Genomic DNA, 21,246 nt, shown 5'->3' with positions numbered 1-21,246 from the left:
TATCATGACATGGTCCTTCTCACTCGGCCGGTTACTGGGGTCCGAGCTGAGGGTCCATGTCACCTTCTTCCTACTGCTGGCCTGGGTCGGGTTCGCGGCCTACTCCAACGGCGGTCTGCCAGCCGCCATTGAAAATCTTGTTTTTGTACTGGCGCTCTTTGCCTGCGTCGTCGCGCATGAATTTGGCCACGCGCTGATGGCGCGGCGATACGGAATCAAAACCCCAGACATAACCTTGCTGCCTATTGGCGGGTTGGCCCGGCTGGAACGGATGCCCGAAAAGCCAATGCAAGAGGTCTGGGTGGCCCTTGCCGGACCAGCGGTGAACATCATCATCTGGATCATTCTGGTCGCGCTGGGGGCCGGAATGCCATTGGAAACGATGGCGCAGATCGACTCGACCGGCCCTGGCCTTCTGAACCGTCTGGCCTATGTGAACCTGTTGCTGGCCGCCTTCAACATGATCCCGGCCTTCCCGATGGACGGAGGCCGTGTGTTCCGCGCCCTTCTGTGCCTGAAAATGGACCGGGTCAAGGCTACCAAAACCGCAGCTGTAAGCGGACAGTTTGTCGCCGTCGCTTTCGGCTTTTGGGGACTGAGCACGGGCAACGCGATCCTTGTGCTAATTGCAGTTTTCGTCTTTGTCGCTGCCAATTCCGAAAGTCAGGATGTCGCCATGCGATCAGTCGCGCGGCGGGTTCTGGCACGCGATGCGATGATCACAGAATTCCACGCTCTGTCACCGACCGATACGCTCGCTACAGCGGCGCAGGCGGTCATTCACACCACGCAGCATGAATTTCCTGTGCTGGATGACGACGGCGCACTACTTGGGTTCGTGACCCGCGGCCATCTGTTCGCGGCACTGGCTGGGGACACACCCCGTTCTGACCCAGCCACGTCAATTATGGAAACCAATATACCTAGGGTCCAACTAACCAGCGGGCTCGAGATGGTTCTAGAGACGCTCCACAAGGGTGCGCCGGCTATCGCTGTCTGCACGCAAACCGGCAAAATGGTCGGCTACATCACCCGCGAAAACATCGGAGAGCTGATGGTGATCCGGGGTCGCTAATCAGACCGTCGCCAGGGCGTCTTCCAGTACCGAAATCACTGCATCTCGCGGGACGTCCGACGTTACGAATGCTTCACCGATCCCGCGCGCCAAGATGAACCGCAGCTGACCGTCGATCACCTTCTTGTCTTGCGCCATCAGATCGACCAGAGCTTCGGCCCCCGGCAGATCGCCGGGGATATCAGCCAGGTCAGTCTTCATGCCCATCGCGCGCAAATGTGCACGTACGCGGCTGGGATCTTCCTGCGAGCATAGCCCCAGACGCGAAGACAGCTCGAACGCCAGCGCACAGCCGATTGCGACGCCCTCACCATGCAGCAGACGGTCGGAATAGCCAGTGGCAGCTTCCAGCGCGTGACAGAAGGTATGGCCAAGGTTCAGCAATGCGCGATCGCCCTGCTCGGTCTCGTCCCGTGCCACAATATCGGCCTTCATCTGCACCGATCGTGTCACGGCACGCACCCGTGCGGCCATATCGCCGCCTGACACGGCCGTACCGTTGGTTTCCAGCCATTCAAAGAACGCCGAATCCCCTAACAGACCGTATTTCACCACCTCGCCATAGCCAGACAGGAAGTCGCGCGGTGTCATTGACCCCAACACCGAGGTATCAGCCAGCACCAGTGACGGCTGATGGAACGCCCCAATCAGGTTCTTGCCCTGCGGCGCGTTGATCCCGGTTTTGCCCCCCACTGAACTATCGACCTGTGCAAGTAGTGAGGTTGGAATTTGCACAAATCGTACTCCGCGACGCAGTACCGCCGCAGCAAAACCCACCAGGTCGCCAATGACACCTCCACCAAACGCAATGACCACATCCCGGCGTTCGACTTTCTCGGCCAGCAACCATTCGACGGTGCGTTCGAAATGGGGCCAGCTTTTGGTGGCTTCGCCAGCGGGCAAAGTCAGCGACGACATCTCGATCCCGGCTGTAGCCAACCCATCACGCAGGGCCTCCAGATGCAAGGCACCCACATTCTCATCTGTCACGACGGCCACTTTGAGCCGGTGCAGCAACGGCGCGATCCGGGTGCCAGCCTGCGCCAGCAATTCAGGCCCGATTTCCACATCATATGAGCGTTCGCCCAGCTCTACATGTACGGTTTGGTGCATTACTTCCGTTCCAAAACATCGGGGCGTGTCAGCAGCGCATCCACCACCCGGTTCACCATATTCTCGATCGAGGTCTCGCCATCGGACTCGGCGATCAAATCCGCCTGCGCATATACCGGCACGCGTTGTTCATACAGGCCGCGCAACGTTGCATAGGGATCAGCGGTGCGCAGCAAGGGGCGCGTGTCCTTGTGTTTGACGCGATTCCACAGAACCTCCAGATCGGCCCGCAGCCAGACCGAGACCCCGCGTTCGGTAATCATCTGACGGTTCGGTTCTGCCAAAAACGCGCCGCCACCGGTCGACAGGATGCCTTTTTCTTCATCCAGCAAGCGCCCGATGACCTGAGATTCCTTGGCGCGGAAGAACGGTTCTCCGTCGCGTTCGAAAATCTCGGGGATGGTCATATTGGCTGCCGATTCGATCTCGGCGTCGCTGTCGAGGAAGGGAACGCCCAGCCGCGCGGCCAGCGCACGGCCCACTGCCGTCTTTCCCGCCCCCATCATGCCTACAAGTACAACCGTTTTGTGCAGTGCAAAGCCCGCATCTGTGTCCGAGCTGTAGGTGTTATGCTTAATTTCGCTCATTTCACTGTGAATGACGTGATCTTAGGAAAAATGCTAGCTATAACTATGACAAAAGAGAAAATTGGGGCAGCGTTGAGCAATGGGCCGTCTAGTCAAGTTCCTGTTATATCTGATTTGCCTGGGATTCATCGGGCTGGTGGCATACGCCTATCTGGGGCCGTTCTTCGGCGCAGATTTCTCGGCACCGCAAGACGAGATACGAGAACCGGTAATCCTGAATGTCGAATAGGGCCGCAGTGTTCGCGCTGTTTCTGGCCGGATCGGCGCAGGCGCAACAGGAACCTCTTTCCGTCATAGATTGGTTGAACAACCCGCCAGAAAACCTGCCGGGAACTGTTCTGTTAGAACCACCAGTAACTCAAACCGGCGTGCGACCGGACGTTGAGGTCACACCGCTTGAGGCGCTGTCACAACCGTTGGGGCTGGTATCGTCCACGGTAACAGGCCTGCCCATTGGCCTGTGGCAGAACAGCGATCCGGACCGTCTGGCGCAGCTGATCGCCCGCGTGCCCGTCAGATACAACCCCGCGATGCAGCGCCTGTTATTCACCCTATTACTGTCCGAAGCGCGTGCCCCTGCCGGGCCGAATGCGCAAGAAATCCTGTTGCTGGCTCGTCTCGACCGTTTGATGCAGTTGGGCGCGGCCGATCCGGTGCAATCACTGGTGCAGCTGGCAGGACCCACCGATAGCCGCGAGCGGTTTCAACGCTGGTTCGATGCGACATTGCTGACCGGGGATGAGGATCGCAGCTGCACCGCACTGATCGCGCAGCCGCACCTATCGCAAGATTATGCAGCACAAGTTTTCTGCAAGGCGCGCAGGGGCGATTGGAGCTCTGCTGCATTGACGCTTGAGGCCGCCCACGCTCTGCAAGTCCTGCCGCCCGAAGATCTGGACGTTCTGGACCGGTTCTTGAGCCCTGAATTGTACGAAGATGCCGAGTACCTTCCCCAACCCGACAATCCTGATCCGCTGACCTTCCGTCTGTTTGAGGCAATTGGCGAGCGGTTGCCCTCAGCCCCACTGCCCCGCGCTTTTGCCAATGCCGACCTGCGCGATGTGGCTGGATGGAAAGCCCAGATCGAAGCGGCCGAGCGGCTGACTCGGATCGGCGCGCTGACCCCCAACCAGCTGTTGGGGTTGTATACAGAACGTGATCCGGCAGCTTCGGGCGCGGTCTGGGACCGGGTGTCGGCGATTCAGAAATTCGAGGGCGCACTGGAAACTGGCAAGCCCGAAGCTATCGCCAAAACCCTGCCACACGTCTGGGAGCAAATGCGCAGCGTCGGACTTGAAGTTCCGTTCGCCGATTTGTTCGCCGGTCGTCTGTCGCAGGTGACCTTGCCGGACCCCGAAGCCGAAAACCTGCGGTGGCGCATCCTGTTGCTGTCCGAGCTTTATGAAACTGCTGCCTTGTCGCCGCCGGACCAGTCAGAGGAAACGCTTTTCCTGGCTGCTCTGGCACAAGGTGATCCGGGGCGTGCACGCAGTCCATCCCCCTTGGCTGATGCGGTGGCACAGGGCTTTGCCTGGGCCGCGCCGATCCCATCGGATATTCAGGCGATGCTGAACAACGATCAGCTTGGCGAGGCCATTCTTGAAACGATGGAGGTGTTTGCCCATGGCGCGCGCGGCAACCTTGTCGATCTGAGCGCCGCCATTGCCACGCTGCGCCGAGTGGGTCTTGAGGATACCGCGCGGCGTGCGGCCCTGAACCTTTTGATCCTGCAAGGCACGTGATCATGACGTCCCCGGCAACATCCGAGCTTTGGATTTCTACCTTCCTGCAGGCACAGGCCGCTGAACTTGGGGCGGCCAACAATACGCTGTTGGCCTATGGTCGCGACCTGAAGGATTTCGCTGCATGGTTACAGCGACGCAACACCGACTTTGCCAAGGCTGACCGGGACCAGATCGAGGCGTATCTGATCGACTGCGACGCACAAGGTCTAGCGCAATCCACCCGCGCGAGACGATTGTCTGCAATCAAACAGATTTATCGCTTCGCGTTCGAGGAAGGCTGGCGCGACGCCAACCCCGCCATTCAAATCAAGGGCCCGGGCCGGCAGAAACGCCTGCCCAAAACGCTGGACGTGCCCGAAGTAGACCGGCTGCTGCAAGCCGCTCGCCAGACCGGGCGCACCGAATCGGACCGGGTCCGCAACACCTGTCTGATGGAAGTGCTTTATGCCACGGGCATGCGCGTGACCGAACTGGTCTCGTTGCCAGTGTCTTCAGCAAGAGGCGATCCGCGTATGTTGCTGGTCTTGGGCAAAGGCGGCAAAGAACGGTTGGTGCCTCTGTCTCCGCCAGCGCGTGAAGCACTGGCCGCTTGGCTTGGCGTACGCGATGAGGCCGAGGATCAACTGGTCGCCGATGGCGGCCAGCGGTCCAAGTTCCTGTTCCCGTCACGCGGTAAATCCGGGCACCTGACCCGGCATATGTTCTTTCTGCTGGTCAAGGAACTGGCCGTTCAGGGCGGCGTATCGCCGGAAAAGGTCACGCCGCACACTTTGCGCCACGCTTTTGCAACGCATCTTTTGGCCAATGGTGCCGATCTGCGGTCGATCCAGACCCTGCTTGGGCACGCAGATGTAGCAACTACCGAGATTTACACTCATGTTCTCGACGAACGTCTGGCCGAGCTTGTGTTAGAGCATCACCCACTGGCGAAAGACCCCGACAACATGGGCTAACCCCTTGATCCGCAGGGGGCGCACCCCCATAACGGATGCAGTAACACCAACAACCAAGGACCAATGGAACCCTCTTCTTCTCTGATCGACGGCGCATTCTGGTTTACCACAGGCGCTATTCTGTTTTTGCTCGTCCTGTCGGGCTTTTTCTCGGGTTCTGAAACGGCATTGACCGCATCGTCACGCGGCAAGTTGCGGGCGCAGGCCGACAAAGGCTCGCGCGGCGCGCAAAAGGCGCTGGACATAACCGATGACAATGAACGGCTGATCGGCTCGGTCCTGCTGGGCAATAACCTTGTGAACATCCTTGCAGCCTCGCTGGCCACGGCCCTGTTTACGCGGTTGTTCGGCGAAAGCGGCGTGGCGCTGGCAACGCTTGTCATGACCCTGCTGGTTCTGGTTTTCGCCGAAGTTCTGCCCAAGACCTACGCCATCACAAACGCGGAAAAAGCCGCCGCATTGGTTGCACCGATCATCAGCATTGTGGTGACGGTGTTCTCGCCCATGGTTGCAGCGGTACGTCTGCTGGTACGCGGCGTCCTGCGTCTGTTCGGCGTCCAGATCGACCCGGACAGCAACATCCTCGCCGTGCGTGAAGAGATCGCCGGCGCGCTGCAGCTGGGCCATTCCGAGGGCGTGGTCGAAAAGGAAGACCGCGACCGTATCCTTGGCGCGCTGGATCTGGGCGACCGCACGGTGGAAGAAATCATGCTGCACCGCTCAAACATCGAGATGATCGACGCCGACGACGCGCCCGAGGCCATTCTGCAGCAATGTCTGAAAAGCCCGCACACCCGTCTGCCTGTTTTCCGGGATGAGCAGGAAAACATCGTGGGCGTCGTTCACGCCAAGGACCTGTTTCGCGCCATGTACGCACATGCAGGCGCCAGCGAAAGCGACACCAACCGGCTGAAAGAATTCGACATCTCCAAAGTGGCGAACGCGCCCTATTTTGTGCCCGAAACCACCACGCTGGACGATCAAATGCGGGAATTCTTGCGGATGCACAGCCATTTTGCACTGGTGGTCGATGAATACGGATCACTGCGCGGTTTGATCACTTTGGAGGATATCCTGGAAGAAATCGTGGGGGAAATCGCCGACGAATTCGATATCGAGGAAGACGTTCCTGTCACCCGCACCGAAGACGGGCAGTATCTGGTCGAAGGAGCCATGACCATTCGTGATGCGAACCGCGCGATGGACTGGTCCCTGCCCGATGAAGAGGCGAACACCATCGCCGGGCTTGTCATTCACGAGGCGCAGATGATCCCGGTGGTGGGTCAGGTGTTTGCGTTCCACGGGTTCCGGTTCGAAGTCACCGCCAAGGAAGGCAACCGGGTGACCGAGTTGAAAATCCGACACCTATAGCGAAAAAACCAGCGCCCACCATCGGGCGCTGGTTTCGGTTTTTAGGTTACGCGAACCAGGTGCGGCTGGCGACGTAGCCGTCCATCAGGTCACCGTTTGCATGTGCGGACCAACCCGTCACCTTGTCTGAGTAACCGTCGATGAACTGGTTGAACATCGGGTTGATCAGACCACCCTCTTCCCAAACAATCCGCGCCATCTGGGCATAGATGTCTTTGCGCTTGGCGGTGTCCAGCTCGGCACGGGCCTTCAGCAGCAGCGCGTCGAACTCTTCGTTTTTGAAGTTGGTGTCGTTCCAGTCCGCAGTCGACAAATAACCAACCGACCACATCTGATCCTGCACCGGACGTCCACCCCAGTAGGATGCACAGAACGGTTTGTTGTTCCACACTTCCGACCAGTAACCGTCTGCCGGTTCACGCTGAATCTCAAGCGGGATACCAGCCGCCTGCGCCGACAGTTGGAACAGCTGCGCCGCGTCAAGCGCTCCGGCAAAGGCCGCGTCGGATACATGCAGAACGATGGGTGAGCCGTCGTGGCCCGATGCTTTGTAATGCTCGGCCGCTTTGACCAGATCGAACTGGCGCTGCTCCATCGACGCATCGAACAACGGATAGGCTTCGTTGATCGGAATATCGTTCCCGACCGAACCAAAGCCGCGCAGGACCTTGTCGACCATCTCTTCGCGGTTGATGGCGTATTTCAGCGCCAGACGCAGGTCTTTGTTGTCAAACGGCGCGGTGTCGGTGTGCATGACAAAGATGTAGTGCCCACGACCCGAGGTCGCGTTGAGGGTGACGCCCGGCGCACGGCCAAACAGCTTGGCGGTACGCGGCGGCACCACGTTGATGGCATGCACCTGACCAGCCTGCAACGCTGCCGAACGAGCAGTATCATCGTTCAGAACCAGAATTTCATGGCTGTCATAGTGACCAACGCTTTCGTCCCAGTGGTTTGCGAATTTCTCAAACGCGTAACGTACACCGGGCTCATCTGCGGTTACTTTGTAGGCACCGGTCGAGATCCCCTCGCCCGGGTTGTCGATACCACCGCCCGGCTGCATGACCAGATGATAATCCGACATCAGATACGGCAGGTCGGCGTTGGGCGTGTTCAGAGTGATCACCACGTAGTCGCCATCAACCCGCACGTCTTCGATCCCGCGCATGATGCCCAAAGCACCCGACTGCGAATCTTCGTTCGAGTGGCGCGCCAGCGTCAGTTGTACATCCTCAGGCGTCAGGGTTTTGCCGTTATGGAATTCGACGCCTTTACGGATCTGGAAAGTCCAGACCTTGCCGTCCTCAGACGCTTCCCAGCTTTCGGCCAAGCTCGGTTCGATTCCGCCATCGGCGGTGACCACGGTCAGCGTGTTCCCATAAGCCCGCAGCGCCTTGGCTGTCACGTGCGACGCCGACAGTGCCGGGTCCAGCGAGTTGGTGCTTTCGCCACCCTTCAGCCCCAGAACGAAATGGCCGCCTTTTTGGGGCGCCTCGGCCAGACCGGCCTCAGCCCAGATCAGGTTCGCGGCTGTGGCAGTCAGGCCAAGTGCTGCGGCTTTAGCCATAAATTCACGGCGGCTCAGCGCTTGGGGTTGGGGATCAAACTTGCTCATCTCTTATCCTTGTAGAGTAGTTTACGTAGGGCCGATTTCGGTCGCCTCGTAGTTCGATTCTGTTACAGAACCGTGACGCATTTGCCGGAAGTTGCTGGTAAGCGCAATTTGCGTCAGCGACACGTTTTGTCGCATTCAGTGTTGCATCCGCAATCCTTCTGATCAGACTGGCAAAAACACTGGCGGAGGCAATCATGAAACTGGAAACCCGCGTGGCGGTTATTGGCGGTGGCGTCGTCGGTTGTTCCGTGCTGTACCACCTGACCAAACTGGGCTGGTCCGACGTCATGCTGCTGGAGCGGTCGGAACTGACCAGCGGATCAACCTGGCACGCGGCGGGCGGGTTTCACACCCTGAACGGCGACACCAATATGGCTGCGCTTCAGGGGTACACCATCCGCCTGTATAAAGAACTGGAAGAGATCACCGGCATGTCCTGCGGTCTGCACCACGTGGGCGGCGTGACGCTGGCCGACAATCAGGACCGGTTCGACATGCTGTTGGCCGAACGCGCCAAGCATCGCTTCATGGGTTTGGAAACCGAGATCGTTGGCCCCGATGAGATCAAGAAGATCGCGCCCATCACCAATACCGACGGCATAATCGGAGCGCTCTACGATCCGCTGGACGGCCATCTCGACCCGTCAGGCACCACGCATGCCTATGCCAAGGCGGCCCGTATGGGCGGGGCTACAATCGAAACGCACTGCATGGTGCGCGAGACCAACCAGCGCCCCGATGGCACTTGGGATGTGGTCACTGACAAGGGCACCATTAACGCCGAGCATGTCGTGAACGCTGGCGGCCTGTGGGCGCGCGAGGTGGGCGCGATGGCGGGTGTCTACTTCCCTCTGCACCCGATGGAGCATCAGTATCTGGTGACAGACACGATCCCGCAGATCGAAGCAATCATCGACGCTGGCGGTGAACACCCGCATGTGATGGATCCCGCCGGCGAAAGTTATCTACGGCAAGAAGGGCGCGGGCTGTGCATTGGGTTCTATGAACAGCCCTGCAAGCCATGGGCGGTTGACGGCACCCCTTGGGAGTTCGGCCACGAGCTGCTGCCCGATGACTATGACAAGATCACCGACAGTATTGAATTCGCATATCGCCGCTTTCCCGTTCTGGCCGAAGCCGGGGTGAAATCGGTGATCCACGGACCCTTTACATTTGCACCAGACGGGAATCCTCTGGTCGGGCCAGTTCCGGGGATGCGCAACTATTGGTCAGCCTGCGGTGTGATGGCGGGGTTCAGCCAAGGCGGTGGGGTCGGTCTGACGCTTGCGCAGTGGTTGATCGAGGGCGAACCGGAACGCGATGTGTTCGCGATGGATGTGGCCCGGTTCGGTGAGTGGATCAGCCCCGGCTATACCCGCCCGAAGGTGATCGAAAACTATCAAAAGCGCTTCAGCGTCGCCTACCCCAACGAGGAACTGCCCGCCGCACGCCCGAACCGAACAACCCCGATGTACGACATCTTCAGCGATCTGGGCGCGGTCTGGGGACAGCAATACGGATTAGAGGTTCCGAATTATTTCGCCCAAGGGGATGAGCCGGGCTATGAAACCCCCTCATTCCGCCGCTCGGACGCTTTTCACGCAACAGGGCGTGAGGTACGCGCGGTACGCAACAGCGTCGGCATCAACGAAGTCCACAATTTCGGCAAGTACCGCGTCACCGGCCCAACAGCCCGCGCGTGGCTGGATCGGATTATGGCCGGACGCATTCCACAACCTGGCCGAGTGTCCCTGACTCCGATGCTATCACCAAAAGGCAAGCTGATCGGAGATTTTACCGTCTCATGCTTAGTTGAGGATGAGTTCCAACTGACCGCCTCCTACGGCAGTCAGGCTTTCCACATGCGCTGGTTCCTGCAGCATCAGCAGGACGGTACACAAATCAAGAATATCAGCGACCGGTTGAACGGGTTTCAGATTGCGGGCCCAAAGGCATCGCAGGTTTTGGCCACCTGCACCCGCAACGATATTTCAGACCTTCGCTTTCTGGATGTGCGGCGCATGACCGTAGGCATGACCGACTGCATCGTACAACGGGTCAGCTATACTGGTGATCTGGGGTTTGAGATATATTGTGACCCTATGGCGCAAAGGCAACTGTGGTGGGTTCTGTGGCAAGCCGGGCAATCTCATGGGATGGTACCGTTTGGCATGCGGGCGATGATGAGCCTGCGTTTGGACAAGTTCTTTGGATCGTGGATGCGGGAATTTTCGCCTGATTATACCGCTGCGGAAACAGGTCTGGATCGGTTCATCTCTTTCTCGAAGAATGCCGATTTTATCGGACGGGATGCCGCTGAAAAAGACCGGTCGCAAGGTCCGGGGCGCAAACTAGTGGCGTTTGAAGTGGACGCCGACGACGCCGATGTAAATGCGTATGAACCAATCTGGCTGGACGGCAGTGTCGTAGGATTTTGCACATCGGGCGGGTATTCGCATTTTGCGCAGAAGTCGGTCGCAATGGGTTTCCTGCCCGCAGATCGAGCGATTGACGGGCTGCAGGTCGACATCGAAATCCTCGGTCAGTTGCGCAGGGCCCGAGTAATCTCGGAGCCGCTGTTTGATGCGGATGGCTCGCGTATGCGGGGATGACACGGCCTAGTATCGACGGCATTGTGGCGGCATGACGCAAATACCCATCATCTTGCTGGCTGCGGGCCAATCCAGTCGTATGGGCGCAAAGGACAAGCTGTTGCAGATCGTCGACGGCCAACCCCTGCTACGCCGCGCGGCCTTGATTGCAGGGCGAGCGGCACCGGTTATCGCCGCGTTGCCCCCCGCACCGCATCCTCGATTTGAGGCCCTTGATGGGTTAGACGTGCACAAGGTAGAAATCCCGGACGCTCACGAAGGGATAAATGCCAGTTTGCGTGGCGCGTTGGCGCATGTTCCAAGCGACGCACAGGCCGCAATGATATTGTTGTCGGATTTGCCGGACATCACTTCCGCCGATCTGTCCGCTGTACTATCTGCGGTCCAATCCCACCCGAACAATCTGATTTGGCGTGGAGCAACGTGCAGCGGCAAACCCGGTCATCCGGTCGTCTTCGATCGCAGCCTGTTTGATCAGCTCAGCCGTTTAACAGGGGATGACGGCGCGCAATCCGTGGTGCGTGCGTATGCGGACAAGTTGCATCTGCACACCCTGCCCGGCCAAAACGCCTTGTTAGATCTGGACACGCCTGCGGATTGGGCGGCATGGCGCGCAAAACGCAGTATCTGAATTCACCATGTCTGAAAGTAAGTCGGCCCGGTCGATATCGACCGGGCCGCTACCCAAAACAGGACTACCACTTTTCATCAATCCCGGAAACGCGGCCAATAATGTCTATCGACACTCTGGCTATTCCGCCGCCGAACCTAAACAAGACCCCCTCGTTAACATGCCGCTCAGCGTTTCCAGTGACTGTGACAAGCCTTAGGCACCCCCTAGTGCCGTCGGCTCCCCCTCGCTTGGGCACATTCATGGTCACCGATCCGATGGTTTCAAACAACGTAAAATTGGATGGAACGGTTAATTTTGCCGAAATCGGGATGGTTTTTCCGCAACATTTTTTTAACGTCAATCAACCTTAAGAAGAGTCGTGTTTCCATGTAAGGAGATCAATTACACCATTAAGCGCAAACCTAATAAGCTATCCAATGTTTATGCTATAAATTGTTTCCAGTATCAGCATCTGCTTCTGCATGTCATCACAACCTAGGCGTGATCATGTGAAAATCGAAAAATTCGATGGCTGATTTGTTAACAAACTTGATTCAATTCAACCCTTTTCGCGTTTTGGCGCTGAAATCGGCAACAATCCACCGATTCGCTCCTTGTGATTCGCGCAATTCCTCCGATTCACACCCGCGAACGTCGCGATAGAACCGCGAGTTTGTGGCAAAATTAAGATATCTTAACAATTCACTCAGGAAACCCACAGATAGAAGGCGCATCTCCTGTTCCAACGCGCGGCCGCACCCGCGTGATATAAACAGGAGATATAAATGAGCATCCGCAAATCCTCTCTTCTTTTGCCCGGGACAGCCAGTTGGGTTGGCGCCGGCGCGCTGAGCGCTGCATTGCTGGCGACCACCGCCCTGCCCTCGATGGCCGACGAAGCGCTGGCAGATCTGGTGGAAAACGTGTCGCCGTCAGTCGTCACCATCATCGCGGAACAAGGCGCCGCACCGGTTCCGGCACAGGGGCAAGAGTTTGACTTTGACCAGCACCCGTTCGGAGAGTTCTTCAAACGCTTCGGCGCGCCCGAAGGGTTCAACGCCCCCCAGCGTGGACCAGCGCAAGGGCTGGGTTCGGGATTTGTCCTGGATGAGGCCGGATACATCGTCACCAACCACCATGTCGTCGACAATGCTGAGTCTGTAACGGTTCGCATGTCGGATGACCGTACCTATGAGGCCGAGGTCATCGGCACCGACCCGTTGACTGACATCGCGGTTCTGAAGATAGACGCAGGTGAAACCCTGCAGGCGGTTGAACTGGGCGACAGCGACGGCATCCGCGTGGGCGAAGATGTTGTGGCCATCGGAAACCCGTTCGGGCTGCATTCAACCGTGACGACCGGGATCGTGTCGGCCAAAGGCCGCAACATCTCGCAGGGGCCATACGCTGAGTTCATTCAAACCGATGCGGCCATCAACAAGGGCAACTCGGGCGGACCGCTGTTCAACATGGAAGGTGAAGTCGTGGGTGTGAACTCGGCCATCTACTCACCCACCGGAGGGTCTGTTGGTCTGGGGTTCGCGGTGACGTCTAACATCGTAGAACACATCGCGGCCGACCTGCGCGATGACGGTCAGGTTAGCCGCGGCTGGCTGGGTGTGACGATCCAGAATGTCAGCCCCGAGATCGCGGCGGCCCTGGGCATCGACAGTTCGACCGGTGCGTTGGTCTCGGACGTTGTTGCCGACAGCCCGGCTGAGGGCGTGCTGCAACAAGGCGATGTCATCCTGACCTTCAACGATGAAATCGTCGACTCCAGCAGCGATCTTCCGGTCCTTGTCGGAACCACCAAAGTGGGCACTGACAGTGTTCTGACCGTTCTGCGCGATGGTACGGAACAACAGATCGAGTTGACCATCGGCCAACACCAAAGCGCATCGGCCCAGATCGACAAATCAGTGGATGAGACCGTCTCAGGCAGTGCCTTGGGCGTGACAATAGCACCACTGACTGACACCAATCGCACCGAGATGGGTGTGGCTGAAAATGTCGATGGTGTGATCGTCACCGACCTTAAGCCCGACAGCCCGGCGGCCAAAGCCGGTCTGCAACGAGGTGATGTGATCGTCAAACTGGGCGGTCAAGAAACCACAACTCCAGAAGCGTTGAAAGCAGCGCTGGACAGCGAAAAGACCGATCCCGCGCTTGTTCTGATCAACCGCGGCGGCAACCAGATCTTTGTCGCGGTGGAAATCGCCTGATCTGACACCAGCGCGCGCCACGTGATGGGAAATCTGGCGGGCGCCTCCCCGGTGGTTTGAATTGTCCGCAAACCACCGGGACTGCCGGGTGCGATTCACGCACCCGGCAGACTGATTAGCCAAACCATGTGCTTTGTCCAAAAATTGTGTTTAAATCCCGGTAGAAAGGAACTCACATCATGAGCCGTCGCCTGCTGATCGTCGAAGATGATGAAGATACACGAGAGTTCATCGCCAAGGGATTTGGCGAAGAAGGCTATGCGATCGAACAGGCTGAGGATGGCCGTGAAGGTCTGTATCACGCCACTGACGGTGGATTTGATGCAGTCGTGTTAGACCGGATGCTGCCGGGCCTGGATGGATTGTCGTTGATCAAATCGATGCGTGCGGCGGGTGTTAAAACTCCGGTTCTGATGCTGACCGCCATGAGCGCCGTTGACGAGCGTGTCAAAGGGTTGCGCGCCGGGGCGGATGACTATCTGGTCAAGCCGTTCTCGTTTCAGGAATTGCACGCCCGGATCGAGGCCCTGCTGCGCCGTCCACAAGAGTCGGAGGAAAGTCCGACTCTGAACTGCCGCGACCTTGAGATGGATTTGCTGACCCGCAAAGTCACCCGCAACGGGCGCGAGATCACCCTCACCCCGCGTGAGTTTCAAATCCTGGAATTCTTCCTGCGTCGGAAGAACCGTGTGGTATCCCGCACCATGCTGCTTGAGGGCGTTTGGGACTATCACTTCGACCCGAATACCAACGTGGTCGATGTCCATATCTCGAAGCTGCGGCGTCAACTGGACGAAGGTGGCGAACCGCCGTTGATTGAAACTGTCCGGGGCGCCGGTTACATGATATCTGATGGATAACCTACGACTTTCCTTCAACAATTCCAGAACACGCCTCGTACTGGCCAGCATGATCCTCAGTACATTGCTGACGGCTACCGTGTTGGCGTTGGTCTATGTCACAGCGAACCGCAGTATTGAAAGCGAGACACGCTCGGTGGTTTCGGCAGAGCTAACCGGGTTGGCGGATGAATACGAACGCCGGGGCCTGATCGGCTTGATGCGAGCGATCGAGCGTCGTCTACCAACCGCCGCGGACCGCGATGCGTTATATCTTTTGACCGACCGATTTGGCGTCAATCTGGCAGGCAACCTCAAACAATGGCCAGAGAATATCGCAGCTGGCAGCGGCTGGGTCGATCTAGAACTACGCCGGGCTGACAATGATGAATTGGTGCCTGTCTCAGCCGCCTCGGTCCGGCTGCCCGGTGGCGAACGTCTGCTGGTAGGACGCGATGCGCTGGCGCGACAACAATTCGACCGTGTGCTGTTACGGTCGGTCGGCATTGCGCTGGCCATTGCCTTGGCGCTGAGCGTGCTGACCGGCTGGCTGTTCACCCGTCTGGTCTTTTCCCGCCTGTCCGATATTGCCAGCGCGGCCGAGAACATCGTGTCGGGCGACCTGTCCCGCCGCATGCCCTTACGCGGCACAGGCGATGAGTTTGATCAGGTTTCCGGGACGCTCAACACTATGCTGGACCGGATCGAGGAACTGGTCAGCAATTTGCGCACCACATCCAATTCTATTGCCCACGATCTACGCTCTCCGCTGTCGCGATTGAAACAACGGGTTGAAACTCTGTCTGATCCATCGAAAACCGATCAGGAGCGTGAGATTGATATCGCGCGAGCCAGTATGGAAATTGACCATGTTCTGCGAGTGTTAGGGCAACTGACCGAAATTTCTCGCGCCGAAGCAGGTGTTGGCCGGGAACAATTTGAACCAGTCGACCTGCAGCAACTGGTGGCGGATGTGGTTGAACTTTACGATCCCGTCGCCGTCGATCAGGGTATCCAGCTTGAGGTCACAGGCAACGCGTCACCGATACCGGGACATCGGCCCCTGTTATCCCAAGCCCTGTCGAACCTGCTGGAAAACGCCATGCGTTATGCGCCGCAGGACTCGACTGTCACAATAAACTTATCTGAAGATGGTGCTTACTCTTGTCTTAGCGTTCGAGACCAGGGCCCCGGAGTACCGCAAGAAGACTTACCACGCCTGCAAATGCCGTTTGTCACACTGGACCCGGCCAGAACCGAGCGTAATGCCGGTCTGGGCCTAGCGCTTGTCGCCGCAATCTCTCACATGCATGGCGGCGCGTTCGAGGCCAGCAACTGCAATCCAGGGCTTGAGGCGAAAATCAAACTGGCCCGCAAACCCTAGTCGGGCACACCATTGGTCGCCATCGTCTTGTTTTTATAGCGCTTATCGGCAGTTACATCTGCCCCGAACCATTTCGGCGGAGCGTAAGCTTTTGCCTCAGATTCGGTTTCAAACTCTACCTCGACCAACTGTAACGGGGCCAAATCCCCTTGAAACACGTCCAGTTCGAACACGCGCCCATCAGCCAATTGGCCAGTGTAACGTTCCTTTTCCACCCGACGGCCATCCGTTTCAGGCCAGAAGGTGTCGAACTGCTCGGCCGAGATTTCAGTCTCACGTTCAACCCGTACCATTGCGCCTCTCCCTTTGAGCGTCAGGAAGAACCGGTCGTTCTTTTGACGCAGGCGCAGTTCTGTGGAGTCGTCAGGTGCCGTCAAATAGCCCTGACGCACAACGGCTTTCTCAGCACCGCTTAGGTCCGGCAGGTCGGCGACCAGAAATTTGCGTTCAATTTCCGTGCTCATTTGTCTGAAATCACTCCGTTTTCCAATTCCTCGAACAACGCCTGATAGGCCTTGCTGGCGTTACTGCGACCAGCGAAGACACTGACCGGGGCGCGGTTCTGGCCCATGCGCTCGATATCTGCGGCAAAGGGAACCTCAGCTTGCAAGAAACGTTTTTTGTACGGCTTACGCATCTTCTCCATCGTTTTCAGATGCAAGGTTTTGCGCCGCTGTACCATTGAGAAAAACGCCCTCAACTTTGTCTTAGGCAGCTTTTGTTCATCAAAGAATGCCACCAACTGCACAAACGACCGTTCGGACAAAGTGGTTGGAACGACGGGTACTACGATTTGATCCGCAGCCTTGAAGACATTCTCGGACAGGGTCGAAAAGTTCGGCGGGCAATCCAGAAGGATCACATCATAATCGCTGCCTGCAGCAGCCAAAGCCTTTTTTAGCCGCGACCGCCTGTTCCTCATGCGTGAAAGAAACACGTCGAAATCGCGGAAGGTCAGGTTTGCCGGCAGCACATCCAGCCCTTCGAAATCACTGGCTCTGATGGATTTGGTGAATCGCGCGGTATCTTCGAAGAACCGTGCATCCGTCAGCTTTTTTGACGACTTCACGCGAAAGTAAAACCCCGACGCCCCCTGCGGATCAAGGTCGCACAACAGCACAGTTTGCCCTGCCTGAGCATAGGCATAGGCCAGGTTCACCGAAGTTGCGGTTTTTCCCACGCCGCCCTTGTTGCTGTAGCATGCAATGATCTTCACGCGTCAAACCTCCTTATGGTGGAACAGAGTGCGGAATAGGCTCTGAATATTTGGGCTGTCGAAATGCCGAAAATTGGAAATCACCCGGTCGCGCTCGGCCTTTTGACGCTGATCGAGCACAGCAATCAGCCCTCCGACAGCCATAGCAAGCTGTGCGTCTGTCCGTTTCCGAGCATCGCCTTGTGCTGAAACGAATTCAAGCAGCGCTTCTTGCTGAACCGAATAGTCATTAAACAACCCAAGATTATCCTGCAGTTTTTTCAATGGCTTGATAAGAGTTTTGAAATCGCCTTTGTCGAACAATGGGGCAAAAAACTCCATCAGATAGCGCAGCTTCTTACAATCTATCCGCAGCTCATGCACGGCCTCGTCCGGAGTATTCGGAGTAATTCTGCGGGCCCGTTTGCATACCTTACGATAGCGTTTCCAGATCAGCTCACACGCGTAGCTAAAGGCTCCACGATCCGCGTTTTGGCCGTGTTCCAGCCCCTTTGTGTTCGCAAACAGCGACGACAGCATGTTTATCTGCTGTTCATACGCCGCACTCCGAAAGCGCCGGCTCAGCGCTGCCAGTTCACGGGAACGCTCTTTCGCAAACTGCGCAAACATGGCCTCGACACCTTGATGAAGGTTGCTCGGTATCAAATTGAAGTAGGTGTCTTTTTCTAAAAGATAGACATCCAGATCCCGCATCCGCCCCGTCGGGGCCATCAGGTCTGAGAACTCACGTTTCAACGCTGCTGTCTGCTCCGGAGAAAACACACCTTTAAACAGGCTCAGCACAGACCGCACACGCCTGAGCGAGACGCGGTAGTCGTGCAGAAATTCGGTGTCGATGTCTGAAATAATCCCCGCCTCATTCTGGCGCGCGACCTCTAGATAAGTGCGGATGATATCCACAGCCACTTCGATTGATGGCTCTCGCTTGCTTAGCTTAATATCGGGCTTGGCGTTATAAGGAGTGACGTCGGCAAAAAGATCTTGAAAAACTGCCCTTGTCACAGGCGTGCCAACTGCAGTCTCTTCTAACGCCGAACAGACAACCCGAAAGGTTCGTTTGTAGCCGCGCATCGGGTAAACCGAGAGGATCGTCACCTGCCCATGACTTGTGGTCAAAGAACAGATGCTGCCCCGCACCTGCGTTTTTTGCAGGTTATCCAGAACAGCAAAGGCACGGCTATTGGTGGCGCCAGAGCCGGTGCGCATCAATGCGCGTAGCTTGGGGAAACCTGTCAATGCCGCGCGGACCGGCCCATCCGGCAGGTCCTGTACGAACTTACCCGTTCCAGTGCCCTCCTGAACCAGAACGCAACCATCGCTTTGCAGCAACTGCAATGTGCCGACTGTTTCGATCAACAACTGCCCTTTGGCCTGCAGCGTCTGATCATGGCAATCCAGTAGATCAAATGAGTGGGCAGCCATTGGTTTTTCAAACGCTACCGTCAGCCCCTTAAGTACGGCGGAAAACTCGTCGTGATCGAACTTGCCTGGAAAGACGAACACACCATTTTTTCGCCCCATTACGCGCGTCCCAGTATCTGAGCATCAAGGTCCCGGCAAACACTGTCGTCCACGCGTAATGGTGCGTTCTTGCCGTGTTTCTCAGCGGTCTCTTTGTTCTTGAACATCGGAACCCTCATGGCAGCATGACGCCATGAAATCGCATACTTTTCCCCCTGGCAAGCTTGATGTCGTCCTGATTGTACGTCAGGTCGACAGCCCCCAAACACCCGGTTAAAAAAGAAGCATGTCCGATCCTATCTCTTCCATCCGCAACCTTGGCCCGGCTTTCGAGCAAGCCTGCGCACGTGCCGGTATTCGCACGGCCCAGCAACTGCGCGATATGGGGCCGGATGAGGCCTATGCCCGCGTAGTACGGGCCGGAACACGACCGCATTTCATTGGTTACTATGTGTTGGTCATGGGGTTGCAGGGCCGTCCGTGGAATGATTGCAAAGGTGACGAGAAAAAAGCCTTGCGGCAACGGTTCGATACAATCAAAGCCAGCGTCACCGCAATGCCAGAAACCCAAATGATCTCGGACCTGGATGCAATCGGCGTACGAGTTTCGGCTGACGATCTAAAACCTGAATAAAAAAGGCCGCACCCGTTACCGGGAGCGGCCCATGAATTCAATGTGTCGACGGTTTAGCCGACCAGTTCGATACCCGAGAAGAAGTACGCGATTTCAACCGCTGCGGTTTCCGGAGCGTCCGAGCCGTGGACCGAGTTTTCGCCAACCGATTCAGCGAACTCGGCGCGGATGGTGCCGGGCGCAGCATCTGCGGGGTTGGTTGCGCCCATGACTTCGCGGTTCTTTGCAATGGCGCCTTCGCCTTCCAGAACCTGAACAACAACCGGAGCCGACGACATGAATTCGCACAGTTCGTCATAGAACGGACGCTCAGCGTGCACGTCATAGAACTTGCCAGCCTGAGCTTTTGTCATGTGGATGCGCTTTTGCGCAACGATGCGCAGGCCTGCTTCTTCGAACTTGGCGTTGATCTTGCCAGTCAGGTTGCGGCGGGTTGCATCGGGTTTGATGATCGAGAATGTGCGTTCCAGTGCCATGTCGGCCTCTCCTTAACATAAGGCGCGGGTTCGCGCCGAAATCCATCGCGCGCCGCGTAGCATGGTCTGTATGATATGAAAAGCACTATGATGCGCTGCGGCTCAGATCGTCTCGGGCAATGGGTCCTGACGGTCCAGCCTTCGCACGTAAATCACGGCTAGAAGCCCGGCAAAGCTGCACGCCCACATCATCCCCAAAACCAGAAACGGACCGTTTTCGGGGCTAACCCATAACCCGGTCAACGAGGTCAGAACCGCCCCCAGCGCTACGATCATCGCGCCTGACAATCCCCCAGCGCTGCCTGCCAGTTTGGGGCGGACGGACATCAGACCAGCCGAGGCATTGGCGTTAGTCAGGCCATTGCCAAACCCTACAAAGATGGCCGATCCAAAGAACACCCAGACCGAGCCCAGATCAGCCAGAAACATCAGCAGACCCAAAAGCGGCCCGGCCGACGCGACGATGCGTCCGATAAGGATCATGGTTGTCAGCGGGGTTCTAGCGGCGATCCGTCCGGTGATGAAATTGCCAACCATGAAACCACCCGTGATAATGCCGATCCCCAGCCCCAGCATCGCGGGGCTTAGATCGAACCATGCTGCAGCCACCAATGGAGCGCCGGTGATGAAACTGTAGAACCCTCCGATCGAGAAGGCTGCGCACAAGGCATAGCCCCAGAACCGACGGGCGCGGAAAAGATGGGGGTATTCGCGCAGCTGCGCCGCGAAGGTCGAGGAGCGGTTGGTGTTTGTCTCGCCCAGATCGCCCCACAGCAACAGCAGCATCGCTGCCCCAAGTACTGAATACAAAACAAAGCCTGCGCGCCAGCTGAACAAGCTGTCCAATGCGCCGCCCAGCATGGGCCCAAGCATCGGGGCCAGCGCCATTGCCATGGCCACATAACCCAGTTTGCTGGCGGCCTCGTTCGGCGGATACATGTCCCGGATCGCGGCGTTCGATAGCACTGGTCCTGCAACCACAGCCGCTTGCAACAGGCGAAAGCCCAGAAAGGCCCAGATCGACTCGGCCAATACGCAACCAACCGAGGCGACAACAAAAACCGACATGCAGATCAGTAAGATAGGCCTGCGCCCAAACCGGTCTGACAGCGGCCCCATGATCAGTTGCAGCACTGCAGACACCGCCAGGTATCCGGCCACCGACAGGTTCACCAACGCGTAGTCGACTTGAAAATCTCCGGCCATTCGGGCCAGCGACGGCAGGAACATATTCAGCGACAGCACGGAAATCGCCGTCGCGAACACCAATGTTACCAGAGAAGGAGGCGAAGAAGCCGCGCGCATACTTAAACCGTTAAAAGCCAATCGG

Annotated in this window: 19 protein-coding genes; 11 read left to right on the top strand and 8 right to left on the bottom strand. The window is 57.6% G+C overall.

Annotated elements, in window-relative coordinates:
- Window positions 1-4: 4 nt before the first annotated feature.
- On the top strand, window positions 5-1,075 hold the full coding sequence (locus ACR0DT_RS00585) for a site-2 protease family protein (RefSeq protein WP_480708881.1): 1,071 nt from the start codon (window positions 5-7) through the stop codon (window positions 1,073-1,075).
- On the opposite strand, the gene aroB is transcribed toward ACR0DT_RS00585, so the two are convergent.
- Window positions 1,076-2,188: a 3-dehydroquinate synthase gene (aroB, locus tag ACR0DT_RS00580; protein WP_480708880.1), complete on the bottom strand. Its 1,113-nt coding sequence runs from the start codon at window positions 2,186-2,188 to the stop codon at window positions 1,076-1,078.
- Entirely contained in the window at window positions 2,188-2,775 is a 588-nt protein-coding gene (locus ACR0DT_RS00575; protein ID WP_480708879.1) for a shikimate kinase, read from the bottom strand. Before ACR0DT_RS00575 ends, aroB begins: the two co-directional genes overlap by 1 nt.
- Window positions 2,776-2,854: 79 nt before the next feature.
- Between ACR0DT_RS00575 and ACR0DT_RS00570 the strand changes: the two genes are divergently transcribed.
- From ACR0DT_RS00570 to ACR0DT_RS00555, 4 genes are all read left to right on the top strand, one after another.
- A complete protein-coding gene (locus ACR0DT_RS00570) occupies window positions 2,855-3,004 on the top strand; it encodes a hypothetical protein (RefSeq protein WP_480708878.1) in 150 nt (49 codons plus the stop codon).
- Entirely contained in the window at window positions 2,994-4,517 is a 1,524-nt protein-coding gene (locus ACR0DT_RS00565; protein WP_480708877.1) for a hypothetical protein, read from the top strand. The genes ACR0DT_RS00570 and ACR0DT_RS00565 overlap by 11 nt, the downstream gene beginning before the upstream one ends.
- Window positions 4,518-4,519: 2 nt before the next feature.
- Window positions 4,520-5,473 (top strand): site-specific tyrosine recombinase XerD, encoded by a 954-nt coding sequence (locus ACR0DT_RS00560; protein ID WP_480708876.1) that lies wholly within the window; start codon window positions 4,520-4,522, stop codon window positions 5,471-5,473.
- A gap of 63 nt (window positions 5,474-5,536) precedes the next feature.
- Window positions 5,537-6,844 (top strand): HlyC/CorC family transporter, encoded by a 1,308-nt coding sequence (locus tag ACR0DT_RS00555; RefSeq protein ID WP_480708875.1) that lies wholly within the window; start codon window positions 5,537-5,539, stop codon window positions 6,842-6,844.
- Between the two features lie 46 nt (window positions 6,845-6,890).
- On the opposite strand, the gene ACR0DT_RS00550 is transcribed toward ACR0DT_RS00555, so the two are convergent.
- Window positions 6,891-8,459, bottom strand: a complete 1,569-nt coding sequence (locus ACR0DT_RS00550; protein ID WP_480708874.1) for an ABC transporter substrate-binding protein — start codon at window positions 8,457-8,459, stop codon at window positions 6,891-6,893.
- A 194-nt stretch (window positions 8,460-8,653) separates the two neighbouring features.
- Between ACR0DT_RS00550 and ACR0DT_RS00545 the strand changes: the two genes are divergently transcribed.
- From ACR0DT_RS00545 to ACR0DT_RS00525, 5 genes are all read left to right on the top strand, one after another.
- Complete coding sequence (locus tag ACR0DT_RS00545) at window positions 8,654-11,071, top strand: GcvT family protein (RefSeq protein WP_480708873.1); 2,418 nt, start codon at window positions 8,654-8,656, stop codon at window positions 11,069-11,071.
- 31 nt (window positions 11,072-11,102) lie between these two features.
- Window positions 11,103-11,702, top strand: coding sequence for a nucleotidyltransferase family protein (locus ACR0DT_RS00540; RefSeq protein ID WP_480708872.1), 600 nt, complete (start codon window positions 11,103-11,105; stop codon window positions 11,700-11,702).
- Between the two features lie 767 nt (window positions 11,703-12,469).
- Window positions 12,470-13,906: a Do family serine endopeptidase gene (locus ACR0DT_RS00535; RefSeq protein WP_480708871.1), complete on the top strand. Its 1,437-nt coding sequence runs from the start codon at window positions 12,470-12,472 to the stop codon at window positions 13,904-13,906.
- Window positions 13,907-14,085: 179 nt separating this feature from the next.
- Window positions 14,086-14,766: a response regulator transcription factor gene (locus ACR0DT_RS00530; protein ID WP_480708870.1), complete on the top strand. Its 681-nt coding sequence runs from the start codon at window positions 14,086-14,088 to the stop codon at window positions 14,764-14,766.
- A complete protein-coding gene (locus ACR0DT_RS00525) occupies window positions 14,759-16,129 on the top strand; it encodes a sensor histidine kinase (protein WP_480708869.1) in 1,371 nt (456 codons plus the stop codon). The genes ACR0DT_RS00530 and ACR0DT_RS00525 overlap by 8 nt, the downstream gene beginning before the upstream one ends.
- Here the strand turns inward: ACR0DT_RS00525 and ACR0DT_RS00520 are convergent.
- The 3 genes from ACR0DT_RS00520 to ACR0DT_RS00510 are packed head-to-tail and all read right to left on the bottom strand — an operon-like array spanning window position 16,126 to window position 18,866.
- Window positions 16,126-16,593, bottom strand: a complete 468-nt coding sequence (locus ACR0DT_RS00520) for a CYTH domain-containing protein (RefSeq protein ID WP_480708868.1) — start codon at window positions 16,591-16,593, stop codon at window positions 16,126-16,128. The two genes, ACR0DT_RS00525 and ACR0DT_RS00520, sit on opposite strands and share 4 nt — an antisense overlap.
- Entirely contained in the window at window positions 16,590-17,345 is a 756-nt protein-coding gene (locus tag ACR0DT_RS00515) for a ParA family protein (RefSeq protein ID WP_480708867.1), read from the bottom strand. The genes ACR0DT_RS00520 and ACR0DT_RS00515 overlap by 4 nt, the downstream gene beginning before the upstream one ends.
- Before the next feature lie 3 nt (window positions 17,346-17,348).
- Window positions 17,349-18,866 carry a CHAD domain-containing protein gene (locus tag ACR0DT_RS00510; protein WP_480708866.1) on the bottom strand — a complete coding sequence of 506 codons (1,518 nt, stop codon included), beginning with the start codon at window positions 18,864-18,866 and terminating at the stop codon, window positions 17,349-17,351.
- A gap of 226 nt (window positions 18,867-19,092) precedes the next feature.
- On the opposite strand from ACR0DT_RS00510, the gene ACR0DT_RS00505 reads away from it, so the two are divergent.
- Window positions 19,093-19,440 carry a TfoX/Sxy family protein gene (locus ACR0DT_RS00505; RefSeq protein WP_480708865.1) on the top strand — a complete coding sequence of 116 codons (348 nt, stop codon included), beginning with the start codon at window positions 19,093-19,095 and terminating at the stop codon, window positions 19,438-19,440.
- 53 nt (window positions 19,441-19,493) lie between these two features.
- Here ACR0DT_RS00505 and ndk read toward each other — a convergent pair whose 3' ends face one another.
- Entirely contained in the window at window positions 19,494-19,916 is a 423-nt protein-coding gene (gene ndk / locus ACR0DT_RS00500) for a nucleoside-diphosphate kinase (protein WP_008757405.1), read from the bottom strand.
- Between the two features lie 102 nt (window positions 19,917-20,018).
- Window positions 20,019-21,221 (bottom strand): multidrug effflux MFS transporter, encoded by a 1,203-nt coding sequence (locus tag ACR0DT_RS00495; RefSeq protein ID WP_480708864.1) that lies wholly within the window; start codon window positions 21,219-21,221, stop codon window positions 20,019-20,021.
- Window positions 21,222-21,246: the final 25 nt, after the last annotated feature.

Source organism: Ruegeria sp. BI11, assembly GCF_056538005.1.
Note: the sequence above shows the minus strand (reverse complement) of the source record. Positions and strands in the feature narration are given on the sequence as shown.